A 14,446-nucleotide genomic window follows, 5' to 3' on the forward strand; every position below is an offset into this window, starting at 1 on the left:
CAGACGAACAGGAGCGTGCGCAGGTGCAGCGCCCGTGCGAGGACGTACAGCAGGCCACGGGCCACACGGTACAACTGGCTTGGGCCGACCAGGGCTAAACGGGCGACACCGCATCCAAGGCGGCGCAGGACAATGGAATTGACCTGCAGATCGTGAAGCTGCCCGAGGCCAAGAAGGGCTTTGTGCTGCTGCCGCGCCGCTGGGTGGTGGAGAGAAGCTTCGGCTGGCTGGCGAGGTTTCGCAGGCTCTCTCGGGACTACGAGCGGCTACCCGAAGTGCTCGGCGGGTTGCATTTCCTGGTGTTTGCGGTGCTCATGTTGCCCGCCGCCGCGCGGGTGCTGGCTGCGGCGGGTAGTTCATAACACGCTCTGGGCATCGAATCTGCAGGCCATACTGTGGGCCATAAAACGTTGAATTGAGAATGATGAGCGGCTGAACCGTCGCTGCAAGAATACTGTATATAACAACAAAATACGTAGCGTGACACGTTGATTTTTATGAGGTCAACGGAGCCGTATAGGCGAAAAAAAAAGCACCCCGGGTGGGATGCTTTTTTCATTCTGGCGGAGAGGGTGGGATTCGAACCCACGGTAGTGTTGCCACTACGCCTGATTTCGAGTCAGGTACATTCGACCACTCTGCCACCTCTCCTGCATTCGTGTCGAAGCCTGCGATTGTAGCAGGAAGTTTGCAAGGCACAACGCTCAACGCACGCAGTTCGACCCATCTCTCCAACACGGGATCGACTCAGGCGGTCTTGTACAGATCGTCGAGACTGCGGAAGCCCTTCATCTCGATGGGATTGCCGAAGGGGTCCATGAAGAACATCGTCCATTGCTCGCCGGGCTGGCCTTCGAAGCGAACCTGCGGCTCCAGCACGAATTCGGTGCCCGCGGCCTTGAGACGACCCGCCATGGCCTGCCAGTCAGGCAGTTCCAGCACCAGGCCCAGGTGGGGCATCGGCACCAGGACATCGCCTACATGGCCCGTGCGCGCCGTGGCAAAGGGCTCGCCCAGGTGCAGGGACAGCTGGTGGCCGAAAAAGTCGAAATCGACCCAGGTGCCGGTGCTGCGCCCTTCGGCGCAGCCGAGGACCTGTCCATAGAAACGCCGGGCTTCGTCCAGGTCGCGAACGTTGTAGGCCAGGTGAAAGATGCTGCGCATGAGTGTGTTGCCAGGGGGCGGGGCCAGGATCGGCACCGCATTAGACCATTGCCTTCGCGCCCGCCGGGTGACGCGGTTTACCGCAGGACGCTGTCGCCCCCCAGGTAGGGCCGCAGCGCTTCCGGCACCGACACGCTGCCATCGGCCTGCTGGTAGTTCTCCAGCACCGCCACCAGCGTGCGGCCCACGGCGAGGCCCGAGCCGTTGAGCGTGTGCACGAGTTCGTTCCTGCCCTGGGCGTTCTTGAAGCGGGCCTGCAGGCGGCGGGCCTGGAAGGCCTCGCAATTGCTCACGGAGCTGATCTCGCGGTAGGTGTTCTGCGCGGGCAGCCACACTTCCAGGTCGTAGGTCTTGGCGGCGCCGAAGCCCATGTCGCCGGTGCAGAGCGACATCACGCGGTACGGCAGGCCGAGCTTCTTCAGCACGGCCTCGGCGTGGCCGGTCATCTCCTCCAGGGCCTCATAGCTGCGGTCCGGGTGGGTGATCTGCACCATCTCGACCTTGTCGAACTGGTGCTGGCGGATCATGCCGCGCGTGTCGCGGCCGTAGCTGCCGGCTTCGGAGCGGAAGCACGGCGTGTGGGCCGTGAGGCGGATGGGCAGTTCGGCTTCGGGCACGACCTGGTCGCGCACGAAGTTCGTGAGCGGCACCTCGCTGGTCGGGATCAGGTAGAGCGCCGCGTTGTCGGGCACGGGCTCGCCGTCCTGGCCGCCCTTCTTCGCGGCGAACAGGTCGCCCTCGAACTTGGGCAGCTGGCCCGTGCCGCGCAGCGAATCGGCGTTCACCACATAAGGCACGTAGCACTCGGTGTAGCCGTGCTCGCGCGTCTGCACGTCCAGCATGAACTGGGCGAGCGCGCGGTGCAGGCGGGCGATCGGCCCCTTCATCACGGTGAAGCGCGAGCCCGAGAGCTTCACGCCCATGTCGAAATCGAGGCCCAGGGGCTCGCCCAGGTCCACGTGGTCCTTCGCGGTGAAGCCGAGCGGCTTCGGGTCTTTCCCCTCGGGGCTCCAGCGGCGCACTTCCACGTTGCCGGATTCGTCGCTGCCCACGGGCACGCTCTCGTGCGGGAGGTTGGGCACGGCCACGAGCAGCGTGTGCAGCTCGGCCTGGATCTGCTCCAGGCGGGCGGCGGAGCTCTCCAGCTCGGCCTTCAGGCCGCCGACTTCGGCCATCACGGCGTCGGCGTTCTCACCCCTGGCCTTGAGCTGGCCGACCTGCCTGGAAAGCTGGTTGCGGCGCGACTGCAGCTCCTCGGTGCGCGTCTGCAGCGTCTTGCGCTCGGACTCGAGGGACTGGAAGGCCTCCACCTGGAGGAAAGCCTGGGGCTTCTTGCGGGTTTCCAGCCGCGCGATGGCGGAGTCGAGGTCTTTGCGAAGGAGGAGGATGTCGAGCATAGCCGGCGATTTTACGGCCCCTCCCCCGCACGGCGGGCCCGGGTTCTCAGGCCACGGTGGCCGGGTCGCAGTTGGCGCCGCACAGCACCAGGCCCACGGTCTCGTCGGGGCGGGGACGGTACACGCCGCTCTGCAGGGCCGCGATGCCCAGCGCCGCCGCCGGCTCCACCGCCAGCTTGAGTTCGTGCCACAGCCACTGCTGCGCCGCGCGGATGGCGTCGTCGGACACCAGCAGCGATTCCTGCACATGGCGCTGCGACACCTGCCAGGCGATGTCGCCGATGCGTCTGGCGCCGAGCGAATCGGCGGCGATGCCGCCGACCGCCACGTCCACGGGCATGCCCGCGGCCCGGGCGCCGTGCAGCGTGGGCGCCCCCTCGGGCTCCAGCGCGACCACGCGGGCGCGGCCCTCGCACCAGGCGGCGATGCCGCCGATCAGGCCGCCGCCGCCCACGCTCACGAGCACGCTGTCGGGCAGGCGCCGGGCCTGCTCTTCCATCTCCAGCGCCAGGGTGCCGGCACCGGCCACCACTTCGGGCTGGTCGTAGGCATGGGTGAGCAGCGCGCCGGTCTCGCGCTGGCGCTCCAGGCAGGCCTGCAGCGCCTCGGCGTAGGTCGGCCCGGCCACGACGACCTGCGCCCCCAGGGCGCGCAGGCGGGCACGCTTGGCCTCGGGCGACACCTCGGGCACGAACACCTCGCAGCGCGTGCCCAGCGAGCGAGCGGCGGCGGCGGTGGCGATGCCGGCATTGCCACCCGAGGCCACGATCACGCCGCTGTCCGGCAGCGGCTGGGCCAGCAGGCGGTTGAGCATGCCGCGGGCCTTGAAACTGCCGCCCACCTGCAGGTGCTCCAGCTTGAGCCAGACCTCCGCGCAGCCCAGGCCGAGTGAGCGCCCGGAAAGGCGCATGAGCGGCGTGGTGCGGAGGAAGTCGGGATGGGCGGCCAAGCGCTGCCGCGCGGAGGCAATGGCGGAACGGTCGATCATGAAGCGGACACCAGGAGAAATGCGGTGGAACGGCGCCCCGGGATTCGGAGGCGAAACCTCCCAGTGTATGCACACCTTGGGCGCCGGCTGCCGATAACATGGCACGGGCCGCGCGATGCGGCCGCCCCTCAGCAGGAGATGCGTCCCATGTTCTTCGTGTTCGGCCCCTCGGGCCAGATGTACCGCGGCGGCCCCGAGCAGCTGGACCAGGTATCGCCCGTGCGCCGCGTGCAGCGGCCGCAGGCGTTGCGCACCCGCGGGCCCGACGTGTCCGACCGCGAACCGGAGCTGCCAGCCCAGGACGCCGCGCCGGCGGCCCCGGTCAACCTGCGGGCCCAGGTGGCCGTGAGCGCCTATGCGCAGACCGAGCAGGGGCCGCAGCAGGCGCGCCAGCCGCTGACCCGCGTGCGGGATGTCATGACCTCGGGCTCCCTCTCCGTGCCGCCCGACGTGCGCGTGAACGACGCCTGGCAGACCCTGGCCGAATACCACGTCGCGCAGGCCCCCGTGGTGGATGCGCAGGGACACGTGGTGGGGTTGCTGCTGCGCGCCGACATGGCGCCGCTCGACCTGCTGCCCGAGCCCGGCAGCGTGAAGGCCGCGATCGACCTCGCGCGGCGGCCGGTGTCGGAGGTCATGGTGAGCCCCGTGCCCACGGTGGCCCCGGACACGGAACTGCGCCGCGTGGCCGGGGTGCTGCTGGACACGGGCCTGCCCGGGCTGCCGGTGACGGACGAGCACGGCACGCTCGCCGGCTTCATCTCGCGCACCGACATCCTGCGCGCGGTGGCGGCAGACCCGCCGCTCGACCTCTGGAGCTGAGGGCTCAGTCGGCCATCGCCGCGCCCTGGGGCTGCGCGATCTCGACCGAGGGCAGCGGGCTGGCGAGCACCTTGTCGATGGTCTTGCCGTCCATGTCCACCACCTCGAACTGCCATTCCTCCCACTGCACGGTGTCGGTCACCTTGGGCAGCTTGCCGGTCAGCAGCATCACCATGCCGCTCAGCGTGTGGTAGCGGCCACGCTCTTCCTCGGGCACGGTGTCCAGGCCCAGGCGGTCCTTGAGTTCCGGCACGGGGATATGGCCGTCGAGCAGCCAGCTACCGTCCTCGCGCTGCACGGCCCAGGAGGTTTCCGGGTCGCGCGCGTGGAATTCGCCGGTGATCGCCTCGATCAGGTCGCGCAGCGTGACGATGCCCTGCACCTCGCCGTACTCGTCGATCACGAAGGCCATCTGCAGGTCCGACTGGCGGAAGTTGTCGAGCAGCTCCATGCCGGTGATGGTCTCGGGCACGTACAGCGCCGACTGCAGCGGCTGGGCCGCGAGGTCGCGCACGTCCTCGCGCAGCGAGCGCGACAGCCATTGGCGGGCGTTGAGCACGCCCAGCACGTTCTCCATGCCACCGCGCACCACCGGGAAGCGGCCGTGGTCGGAGGATTCGATGCGCTGCAGGTTCTCCTCGAACGAGTCTTCCACGTCGAGCACCACCACGTCGGCGCGCGGCACCATGAGCGAGCCGATCTGGCGGTCGTCCAGGCGGAACACGTTGCGCACCATCTGGTGCTCGTGGGATTCGATCACGCCCGCGCTCGTGCCCTCGGCCAGCACGGCGTGGATCTCGGCCTCGGTCACGGCGCTGGCGGTGTTCTCCTTCACGCCCAGCAGACGCAGCAGGGCCTGGGTGGACACCGACAGCAGCCGCACGAACGGCTTGGTGGCGAGCGCCAGCCAGTTGATGGGGCGGGCCACCAGGCGGGCCAGCGACTCGGGGTAGCTCTGGCCCAGGCGCTTGGGCACCAGTTCACCCACGACGATGGAGAAGTAGGTGATGAAGACCACCACGAGGCCCGTCGCCGTGTAGCCGGCGGCCTTCTCGGGCATGCCCACCGACAGCAGCCACTCGCCCAGTGGCGCTGCGAGGGCGGCCTCGCCGACGATACCGTTGAGCACGCCGATCGAGGTGATGCCGATCTGGATGGTGGAGAGGAAGCGCGTCGGGTCTTCGCCGAGCTTCATGGCGGCGATGGCGCCGGTATCGCCCTCATCGATCAGCTTCTGCAACCGGGTCTTGCGCGCGGAGACCAGCGCCAGCTCGGACATGGCAAACAGGCCATTGAGAAGGATGAGGGCGAAAAGTATTGCTATTTCCATAGACAGGGAGTGAAGGCTCCCTCGGAGTGAATCGGACTCAAATTGTAAGAAGTCCTACCCCCGATGGGGGATTCAATGCCCGGCGGCGTAGGGATTTGGCCCGGCTGTGGCGTACGCGCGCCACGGAACGGGCCGTGCGGGATGCGGCTCAGGACCGCCCCGCCCCCGTCTCGGGCGTGCGCTGGGAGATCTCCAGGCCGGTGGCCGCATCGATCTTCAGGCCCTTGGGCAGCGGGAATTTCACGGTTTCCTCGATGCCGTCCATCCGGCGCAGGGACACGGCACCCAATGCCCGGATGCGGTCGATCACCTGCTGCACCAGCACCTCCGGGGCCGACGCGCCCGCCGTGAGGCCGACGCGGGCCACGCCCTCGAACCACCCCGGCTGCAGCTCGTCGGCGCTGTCCACCATGTAGGAGGGCGTTCCCAGCCGCACGGCCAGTTCGCGCAGCCGGTTGCTGTTGGAGCTGGTGGGGCTGCCCACCACGATGACGAGATCCACCTGGCCCGACAGAACCTTCACCGCGTCCTGGCGGTTCTGCGTGGCATAGCAGATGTCCTGCTGCTTGGGTTCGCGCACCTGCGGGAAGCGCGCGCGCACGGCGGCGGTGATCTCGGCCGCGTCGTCCACCGACAGCGTGGTCTGCGTGACCACGGCCAGCCTGGCGGTCTGCGCCGGCTGCACGCGGGCCACGTCCTCCACGTCCTCCACGAGGTGGATGCCGTGGTCCAGCTGGCCCATGGTGCCCTCGACCTCGGGATGGCCCTTGTGGCCGATCATGATGAATTCGTAGCCCTCCTTCGCGAGCTTGGCCACCTCCACGTGCACCTTCGTGACCAGGGGGCAGGTGGCATCGAAGATGCTGAAGCCCCGCGCCTCGGCCTCGGCCTGCACCGCCTTGCTGACGCCGTGGGCGCTGAACACCAGCGTGGCGCCGGGGGGCACCTCGGCCAGGTCCTCGATGAAAATCGCGCCCTTGGCCTTGAGGTCGTTGACCACGTAGGTGTTGTGCACGATCTCGTGGCGCACGTAGATCGGTGCGCCGAACTTCTGCAGGGCCCGCTCGACGATCTCGATCGCACGGTCCACGCCCGCGCAGAAGCCGCGGGGCTCGGCCAGAACGATTTCCTGGGGTTGGATGGCCATGGCGTCAGAGCACTCCGACGAGCTGCACCTCGAAGGTGACGGGCTGGCCCGCGAGCGGGTGGTTGAAGTCGAAGCGCACGGCACCGTCGTCCCGCACCTCCAGCACCACGCCGGCATAGCTGCCGGTGCCGTCGGGCGTGGGAAACTGCACGACGTCGCCGAGGGTGTACTGTTCGTCGGGATCGCCCAGCTCGGCCAGCAGCCGACGCGCCACCCATTGCTGCATCTCGGGGTTGCGCTCGCCGAAGGCCTCGCCGGCCGGCAGCTCGAAGGTGGTGCGGGTGCCTTCCGCGAGGCCGATCAGGCGCTGCTCCATCGCGGGGGAGAGTTCGCCCGCCCCCAGGGACAGCGTGGCCGGCTTGTCGCCGAACGTGTTGATGACATCGCCCGAAGGGCCCGCCAGGCGGTAGTGCAGGGTCAGGAAGGACCCGGGCTGCACGGTGGGCACGGAAGGGAAAGCGTTGGAAATCATGGACAAAAGCGCCTGTCAGCTTGCGGATGGTGTATAAAAACCCAGTATCCATGCCGCCCATCCGCGGTCACGGTGTCTGCCCCGATTGTCCTTCCTTCTGTGCAACCCCATGGCTCTCAAGACTCTGCCCATCGAAGCCCGCCCCCGCGAACGATTGCTGGCGCGCGGCCCCTCCTCCCTCTCCGATACGGAACTCCTCGCCATCCTCCTGCGCACGGGCATCGTGGGCAAGGGCGTGATGCAGATGGCGCAGGAACTGCTCTCGCCCGCGCTGCCCGACCCGGCCACCGGCGCGCTGAGCGGCGGGTTCGGCGGCATCGGCGGCCTGCTGCAGGCCGATGCCGACGACCTCAAGCGCATCAAGGGCCTGGGCCCCGCCAAGCGCACGTCGCTCGTGGCCGTGCTGGAGCTGGCGCGCCGCATGCTGGTGCAGACGCTGCCCAAGCGCGACCTGTTCCACTCGCCGCGCGCCGTGCGCGACTACCTGCAGCTGCACCTGGGCGGCAAGCCGCACGAGGTGTTCTCGGTGCTCTTCCTGGACAGCCAGAACGGCCTCATCGCCATGGAGGAGATGTTCCGCGGCACCCTGTCCCAGGCCAGCGTCTATCCGCGCGAGGTGGTGGTGCGCGCGCTGCACCACCATGCCGCCGCCGTGGTGCTGGTGCACAACCATCCCAGCGGCCAGGTGCAGCCGAGCCGCGCGGACGAAACCCTCACCCGGTCGCTGGTCGACGCCCTCAGGCTCGTGGACATCCGGGTGCTGGACCACATCATCGTCGCGCCGGGCGCGTCGCTGTCCATGGCGGAAGAAGGCCTGATCTGACGCCCGTGGCCCCATCCCCCAGGCCGGCCCGGCTGGCCCGGCTGGCCCGCGCAGCCCCCCGCCTGGCCGCCGCCCTGGCGCTGGGCGCCGTCCTCGCGGCCTGCGCGCCCGCCCCGCCCGCACCCCACGCCCCGCAGGAGCCTGCGGCGGCCACTCCGGGCGCTGCGCGCCTGCGCTGGATCGGCACCGCGAGCCTCCCGCCCGGCACGGAGTTCCTCGGCGGCACGGTGGGCGGTATTTCCGGCATCGACTACGACCCCGTGCACGACCAGTGGGTGCTGCTGAGCGACGACCGCTCCGCGCACCAGCCGGCGCGCTTCTACACCGCCCGCCTGCACTACCGCGCCGACGCGCTGGAGACGCCCCGGCTCACCGGGGCCGTGACGCTGCGGCAGTCGGGCGGCGCGCCCTTCCCTTCCGCCCTGCAGGCCCGCCGCGGCGGGCCTGCAGCCGGCGAAGTCGTCGATCCCGAGGCCGTGCGCTGGCTGCCCGGTGGCCACGCCCTGCTCTGGAGCAGCGAGGGCGACTTCGCACGGGGCTTCGGGCCGTCGCTGCGCGAAAGCCGCGCCGACGGGGCAACCGTGCGGGAATTCCCGCTGCCTCCGGGCTTCCAGCCCCAGCCCGGCAGCGGGCGCGGACCGCGCCCCAACCGCACGCTCGAAGGCCTGGCGCTGTCCCCCGACGGCCGCACGGCGTGGCTGGCCATGGAAGGCGCCTGGCGCCAGGACGGCCCGCTGCCCACGCGGCAGGCGCCCGGCGGTCCGCTGCGCATCACGGCCCTCGACCTCGCCAGCGGGCGGGCGCTGCGGCAGATCGCCTACGTACCGGACGCCGTGCCCCGCGAGCGGCGCATTCCGTGGGGCCCCCGGCTCAACGGCGTGAGCGAGATCCTGGCGGACGGCCCCGGCCAACTGCTGGTGCTGGAGCGCGCCTACAGCGCCGGGGCTGGCTTCTCCGCACGCCTGTACCGCATCGACACCCGCGGCGCCACCGACACGCTGGCGCTCGAGCGGCTGGAGCCCGGCAACCACGTCCCGGCCGCCAAGACCCTCGTGGCCGAGATGCCGGGACCGGGCCTGGATGCCGTGGACAACATCGAGGGCATGGCCTGGGGGCCGCCCCTGCCCGGCGGCGGCCGCGTGATCGTGTTCGTGAGCGACGACAACTTCAACCCGGCCCAGGCCACGCAGTTCATCGCGGCGGAATACCTGGAGCCGGACGCTTCGCCATGACGCAACACCCCTCCCCCCGCGACTGGATCCGGCAGGCAGGCGATATCGAGCGCATCCCCTGCATCGAGGCGTACTTCCAGGGCCATGGCTACGCGCCGCACCGGCACGATAGCTATGCCATCGGACGCACGCTGTCGGGCGTCCAGAGCTTCCGCTACCGCAGCGAGCACCGCCACAGCCTGCCGGGCCAGACGCTCGTGCTGCACCCGGACGAACTGCACGACGGCCACGCCGGCACCGGCGAGGGCTTCCGCTACCGCATGGTGTACGTGCCCCCGGCGCTGCTGCAGTCCATGCTGGGCGGCCGGCCGCTGCCGTTCGTTCCCGGCGGCATCACGTCCGACCCGCGGCTGGCGGCCCCGGTCGAGGCGCTGCTGCGCCGCCTGGACGCTCCGCTCGCCCCCCTGGAAGAAGACGATGCACTCTTCGACCTGGCCCAGGCACTGTGCGCGGTATCCGGGCCGGCCGGCGGGCGCCGCACCTGCGACTGGCAGGCCGCGGAGCGGGCCCGCCACTTCCTGCACGCCCAGCTGCAGTCGCCGCGCCCCCTGACGCTGGCGGACCTGGAGCAGGCGAGCGGGCAGGACCGCTGGCGCCTGTCGCGCGACTTCCGCGCGCTCTACGGCACCAGCCCGTATCGCTACCTCGTGCTGCGGCGCCTCGACCTGGCGCGGAGCCTGATCGCCGGAGGCACGCCGCTCGCCGAGGCGGCCGCAGCGGCGGGCTTCCACGACCAGAGCCACATGACGCGGCACTTCGTGCAGGCCTTCGGCGTGCCGCCCGCACGCTGGGCCCGCATGCAGGGCAGGGGCTGAGAGCGGCCGGCCAGGTTGCACGATCGTGCAAGACGGCGGATGGCGCGCTGCCTAAGCTGCGGCGCTGTATCCATCACCTGTCTCAAGTCCATGACCCTCACCGCCACACACGGCACCGCCACCGCCCCGCAACCGGCCCCTGCCGCCATCGATCTCGCGCACAAGTTCTCCCTCATCGACGCCCTGTGGCAGCCACGGGTCGTGGCGGAGATGAACGACTACCAGTTCAAGCTGGCCAGGATCGACGGCGATTTCATCTGGCACCAGCACGACGGCACCGACGAGGTCTTCATCGTGGTGCGCGGGCACCTGCGCATCGACCTGCCGGACACGGCCGTGCACCTGCGGGCCGGGGACATGTTCGTCGTGCCGCAAGGCATGCCCCACCGCCCCAGCGCGCAGGGCGAGGTCTGGCTGATGCTGGTGGAGCCGCGCGGCGTGGCCAATACGGGCGACGCCGGCGGCGAGCGCACGGCGCCCAACGACATCTGGGTCTAGCGCCTGCCGGCCCTGGGGCGCAAGCCGGCCCGCGCGGCTTTTCCGGTTACTCCGCCCGCCGCCGCGGGCCAGCGCGCGGATCGGATACAACCGGCATTCCATGACCGTGAAAGCCCGCTCCCTCCAGGACCTGCAACCGCTGCGCAAGGCGCTGGCCGAGGCCGCCGAGCGCGAAGCCCGGCTGCTGCGCGAGCGGCAGGAGGCCGCGCGCCGTGCGCGTGCGGAGCGCATGCTCTTCCAGGATGCGGTCGGCCCGGTGCAGGCACTGCGCGGCACGCAGGAGCGCCGCTGGCACCTGCCCGAGCCGCCCGAGCCGCAGCCCGTGCAGCGCGAGCTCGACGAGGAGCGCGTGCTGCGGGAATCGATCAGCGACGAGTTCGACGTGAGCACCCTGCTGGACGTGGACGACCAGCTCAGCTTCCGCCGCCCCGGCATCGGCACCGACGTGACGCACCGCCTGCGCGCGGGGCACTGGAGCATCCAGCGCCAGCTCGACCTGCACGGCCTGCGCACCGACGAGGCACGCGAGGCCCTGGGCGAATTCATCCGGCTGGCCCACCGCACCGGCCTGCGCTGCGTGCGCGTGGTGCACGGCAAGGGCCTGGGCTCGCCCGGCAGGACGCCCGTGCTCAAGGGCCGGGTGCAGCGCTGGCTCGTCCAGAAAAAGGAAGTCCTGGCGTTCGTGCAGGCGCGCCCTGCCGAAGGCGGTGCCGGCGCGCTGGTCGTGCTGCTGCAGCCGGGCCGCCGCCGCACCGGGCCGGCCGGCTAGCTAGCCGGCCGGCGTGCCTGCAGGCAGGACCAGGCCGCGCATCTCCAGCCGCACGCCCAGGCCCCGCAGATCCGCGCTGCGATAGAGCTCCAGCCGGCCGCCGTAGGCCTGCGCGATCTGGCCCGTGATCGCCAGGCCCAGGCCGCTGCCCTGCACCGACTCGTCGAACCGCACGCCGCGCCGGCCCGCGGCCTGCCACTGCACCGGCGTCATGCCGGGGCCGTCGTCCTCGATGTCCAGGCCCAGCCGGCCGTGCCCGGCCGAGAGGTCGGCCGACAGCGTGACCCGCACCCGGGACGCGGCCCATTTGCCCGCGTTGTCCAGCAGGTTGCCCAGCACCTCCTCCAGGTCCGCCCGCTCCCCGCGCCACCGCACCGGGCCCGCGGCGTGGTCCTCCAGCATCCAGTCCAGCTCCTGCGCGGCATGCAGGCGCTGCATCATGCGCAGCACCTGGCCCACGCATTCGCGCACATCGACCGCCGGCGCGCCCGCACCGGGATGGGCGTGCAGGGCATCGCTCAGCGTGCGCCCCTGGTAGCGGTCCACCAGCTGCGCCATGGCCTCGACCTGGCGACGCACTTCGCTGCTGGCCACCTGGGGGTGAGCGCTGGCCTGCGCGCCCAGCAGCGCCAGGGGCTTCTTGAGGGCGTGGTTCAGGTCCACCGCATGGGCCCGCGCGCGCGCCACCACGTGCGCGTTGTGCGCCAGCAGGCCGGCCAGCTCGCTCTGCAGGGGCTGCAGGTCCCTGCCCGTGGGCGCCGCGAGGTGCTCCGCCACGTCGGAGCCCGCACCCTGCGGCCCCCGCAGCGTGGCGATCAGCGCCTCCAGCCGGCGCAGCGGCGCGAGCCCCACGCGCACCTGCAGCCAGGCCAGCACACCGGCCAGGGCCAGGAGCACGCATCCGGCCACCAGCAGGTTGCGGTCGATCTGCCGCACGCTGCGCTGCAGCTGGTCGGCGGGGCCATACACGGTGAGTGCCACCGCGACGGGAGGCTGGCCCGGCGTGATGGGGACGGTGAGCGCCAGCAGGGGCTCCTGCATCGGGCCCGTGGCCGGGTGCAGCACGGCCGATCCCGGCACCGGACCGGGCCCGGCCGGCAGGCTGCCCATGTCCCAGAGCGAACGCGAACGCAGCACCTTGCCGCCGGCCTCGGCCCGCCAGTACCAGCCGGCATAGATGGCGCTGAATTCGTCCGCCCCGCCCGCGGCCTCGCGGAGCTGCCCCATCGGGCCCAACTGCAGCCGCGTACCCACGCGCTGGGCCTTGTCGCGCAGCACCTGCTCGAAGCCTTCCAGCAGGCTGCGGTGCATCTGTCCGCGCATCCACAGCCCGCCCGCGGAGACCAGCAGCAGCATGGGGATCAGCACGAGCAGCGCGATGCGCGTGGCCATGGGCCACTGGGCCACCCGGAGCGCCCATGCGGACATGCCCCGTGCCGGCGGCACCGGAGCGGCCGGCGCAGCGGCTTCCGGCGTATGGCCTGAGCTTGCGCCGTCCGTCATGGCCGGCCTCGCCATGCGTCAGCCCGGGGCATCGGAGGCCACGAGCCGGAAACCCTGGCCGCGCTCGGTCACCAGTTGCGGCGCGGCGCCGAGCTTGCGGCGGATGCGGCCGATCAGCACGTCCAGCGTGTTGGAATCCGGATCGAGATCGCGCGCATACACGTGCTCGGTGATGTCCGTGCGCGTGAGCAGCCTGCCCGGATGGTGGATGAAGTACGCCAGGATCTTGTGCTCCTGCGCGGTGAGCTGCAGCGCCTGACCGTGCAGCGAGAACCGGCCCTGCACCGCGTCGTATTCCAGCGGGCCCGCGCGCAGCACCGCGGCGGCGGCCCCGGCCGCGCGGCGCAGCATGGCCCGCAGACGCAGCACGACCTCGTCCATCAGGAACGGCTTGGTCAGATAATCGTCGGCCCCGGCGTTGAAGCCGGCGAGCTTGTCGCTCCAGCGGTTGCGGGCCGTGAGCACCAGCACGGGCCAGCCGCGGCCGGCCTCGCGCCAGTCGTGCAGCACGCACAGGCCATCCTTGAGCGGCAGGCCCAGGTCGAGCACCGCGGCGCTGTAGGCCTCCACGCTGCCGGCAAAGGACGCGGCCTCGCCGTCGTGTTCCACATCCACCGCGAAGCCCGCGGCCTCCAGGGCCTCGCGCAGCTGCCGCGCCAGCGCCACATCGTCTTCCACCACCAGTACACGCATCAGTCGTCGTCCACCTTCTGCCGCGTCACCTCCAGGGTGGCGGCATCCACTTCCAGTTCCAGCTTGAAGCCGTTGGGCTGCTGCAGTTCGACACTGTAGTAGGGGCGCCGGCGGTGGTCGGTCTCCAGTTCCACCTCCAGCACGAGTCCGGAGAATTTCGGGCGCAGCGATTCGAGCATGACCGCCATGGACCTGGGCGGGGGTTGCACGGCGCCGGCTTCGGGCGGGTGCAGCACCTCGCCCGTGCGCACGTCCAGCAGCAGCTTCGTCTCGCCGGCGGGCCGCTCCGAGAGCTTGACCTCGTACACCGCCTGCCCCTGGCCGTCGCGCTCGAATTCCGCGTTCACCACGCGGGCGCCGTATTTCTGCTCCAGCTGCCGGATGTAGCGGGCCATCTGCGCCAGCGGAACGGGCTGCGTCGGCCACTCGCGCTCCTGCGCGACCACTGCGCCGGAGGCCGCGTCCACCAGCACCTCGTGCTTCTCGCCCCGGGCGTCGATGACCTTGATCTCGTAGCGGAGCTCGCCCTGGCGTCCCCTCTTGGTCTCCACCTCGATGACGCGCCCCCCGTACTTGCGCCCGATGTCCGCAATGATGCTGTTGAGGGGCTTGAGCTGGCCGGCGAGCACGCCGCGCCGCGCCGCGTCCTGCTCGGCGGCGGGGACCTGCGCGCACGCGAACGCCGCCGCGGCAAGAGCCGCGGCCCGCAGGAAAGCACCAAGTGCCGGTCGTGTCATCGCCCGATTATTGCGGCCCGCATTAAACGGACCGTGAACGGCCGCTTCACGGTGGA

Annotated in this window: 15 protein-coding genes, 1 tRNA gene and 1 pseudogene; 7 read left to right on the forward strand and 10 right to left on the reverse strand. The window is 70.8% G+C overall.

Annotation, left to right across the window (positions count from 1 at the left end):
- Positions 1-362: pseudogene (locus BLR05_RS23550) on the forward strand (transposase); the annotation flags it as partial.
- Positions 363-561: 199 nt separating this feature from the next.
- Here the strand turns inward: BLR05_RS23550 and BLR05_RS23555 are convergent.
- The 4 genes from BLR05_RS23555 to BLR05_RS23570 all read right to left on the reverse strand — a co-directional run bounded on the left by BLR05_RS23555 (position 562) and on the right by BLR05_RS23570 (position 3,549).
- Positions 562-651: transfer RNA gene (locus BLR05_RS23555), tRNA-Ser, on the reverse strand.
- A 96-nt stretch (positions 652-747) separates the two neighbouring features.
- Positions 748-1,164, reverse strand: coding sequence for a VOC family protein (locus BLR05_RS23560; RefSeq protein ID WP_092839730.1), 417 nt, complete (start codon positions 1,162-1,164; stop codon positions 748-750).
- Positions 1,165-1,241: 77 nt separating this feature from the next.
- Positions 1,242-2,561 carry a serine--tRNA ligase gene (gene serS / locus BLR05_RS23565; RefSeq protein WP_092839733.1) on the reverse strand — a complete coding sequence of 440 codons (1,320 nt, stop codon included), beginning with the start codon at positions 2,559-2,561 and terminating at the stop codon, positions 1,242-1,244.
- 46 nt (positions 2,562-2,607) lie between these two features.
- A complete protein-coding gene (locus tag BLR05_RS23570) occupies positions 2,608-3,549 on the reverse strand; it encodes a threonine/serine dehydratase (RefSeq protein WP_092839736.1) in 942 nt (313 codons plus the stop codon).
- A gap of 147 nt (positions 3,550-3,696) precedes the next feature.
- On the opposite strand from BLR05_RS23570, the gene BLR05_RS23575 reads away from it, so the two are divergent.
- Positions 3,697-4,371, forward strand: a complete 675-nt coding sequence (locus BLR05_RS23575) for a CBS domain-containing protein (protein ID WP_092839739.1) — start codon at positions 3,697-3,699, stop codon at positions 4,369-4,371.
- 4 nt (positions 4,372-4,375) lie between these two features.
- Here the strand turns inward: BLR05_RS23575 and BLR05_RS23580 are convergent, their stop codons facing one another.
- From BLR05_RS23580 to BLR05_RS23590, 3 genes are all read right to left on the reverse strand, one after another.
- Positions 4,376-5,701: a hemolysin family protein gene (locus BLR05_RS23580; protein ID WP_092839742.1), complete on the reverse strand. Its 1,326-nt coding sequence runs from the start codon at positions 5,699-5,701 to the stop codon at positions 4,376-4,378.
- Between the two features lie 148 nt (positions 5,702-5,849).
- Entirely contained in the window at positions 5,850-6,848 is a 999-nt protein-coding gene (gene ispH / locus BLR05_RS23585) for a 4-hydroxy-3-methylbut-2-enyl diphosphate reductase (RefSeq protein ID WP_092839745.1), read from the reverse strand.
- A 4-nt stretch (positions 6,849-6,852) separates the two neighbouring features.
- Entirely contained in the window at positions 6,853-7,320 is a 468-nt protein-coding gene (locus tag BLR05_RS23590; RefSeq protein WP_092839749.1) for an FKBP-type peptidyl-prolyl cis-trans isomerase, read from the reverse strand.
- 109 nt (positions 7,321-7,429) lie between these two features.
- Here BLR05_RS23590 and radC point away from each other — a divergent pair, with 109 nt between their 5' ends.
- From radC to BLR05_RS23615, 5 genes are all read left to right on the forward strand, one after another.
- Positions 7,430-8,143, forward strand: coding sequence for a RadC family protein (gene radC / locus BLR05_RS23595; protein ID WP_092839752.1), 714 nt, complete (start codon positions 7,430-7,432; stop codon positions 8,141-8,143).
- Positions 8,144-8,175: 32 nt separating this feature from the next.
- A complete protein-coding gene (locus BLR05_RS23600) occupies positions 8,176-9,375 on the forward strand; it encodes an esterase-like activity of phytase family protein (protein ID WP_092839791.1) in 1,200 nt (399 codons plus the stop codon).
- A complete protein-coding gene (locus BLR05_RS23605) occupies positions 9,372-10,190 on the forward strand; it encodes an AraC family transcriptional regulator (protein WP_092839755.1) in 819 nt (272 codons plus the stop codon). Before BLR05_RS23600 ends, BLR05_RS23605 begins: the two co-directional genes overlap by 4 nt.
- A gap of 90 nt (positions 10,191-10,280) precedes the next feature.
- On the forward strand, positions 10,281-10,688 hold the full coding sequence (locus BLR05_RS23610; RefSeq protein WP_092839758.1) for a cupin domain-containing protein: 408 nt from the start codon (positions 10,281-10,283) through the stop codon (positions 10,686-10,688).
- 100 nt (positions 10,689-10,788) lie between these two features.
- The gene (locus BLR05_RS23615; protein WP_092839760.1) at positions 10,789-11,457 is read left to right on the forward strand and encodes a Smr/MutS family protein; all 669 of its coding nucleotides are present in this window, start codon (positions 10,789-10,791) and stop codon (positions 11,455-11,457) included.
- Here BLR05_RS23615 and BLR05_RS23620 read toward each other — a convergent pair whose 3' ends face one another.
- From BLR05_RS23620 to BLR05_RS23630, 3 genes are read right to left on the reverse strand one after another with little or no spacing between them, the layout of a single operon-like run.
- The gene (locus BLR05_RS23620; protein WP_244160163.1) at positions 11,458-12,960 is read right to left on the reverse strand and encodes a sensor histidine kinase; all 1,503 of its coding nucleotides are present in this window, start codon (positions 12,958-12,960) and stop codon (positions 11,458-11,460) included.
- A gap of 18 nt (positions 12,961-12,978) precedes the next feature.
- On the reverse strand, positions 12,979-13,653 hold the full coding sequence (locus BLR05_RS23625) for a response regulator transcription factor (RefSeq protein ID WP_092839764.1): 675 nt from the start codon (positions 13,651-13,653) through the stop codon (positions 12,979-12,981).
- Complete coding sequence (locus BLR05_RS23630) at positions 13,653-14,390, reverse strand: PepSY domain-containing protein (protein ID WP_092839767.1); 738 nt, start codon at positions 14,388-14,390, stop codon at positions 13,653-13,655. Before BLR05_RS23630 ends, BLR05_RS23625 begins: the two co-directional genes overlap by 1 nt.
- Between the last annotated feature and the right edge of the window lie 56 nt (positions 14,391-14,446).

It is taken from the genome of Paracidovorax cattleyae (assembly GCF_900104515.1).
GTDB classification, from domain to species: domain Bacteria; phylum Pseudomonadota; class Gammaproteobacteria; order Burkholderiales; family Burkholderiaceae_C; genus Paracidovorax; species Paracidovorax cattleyae.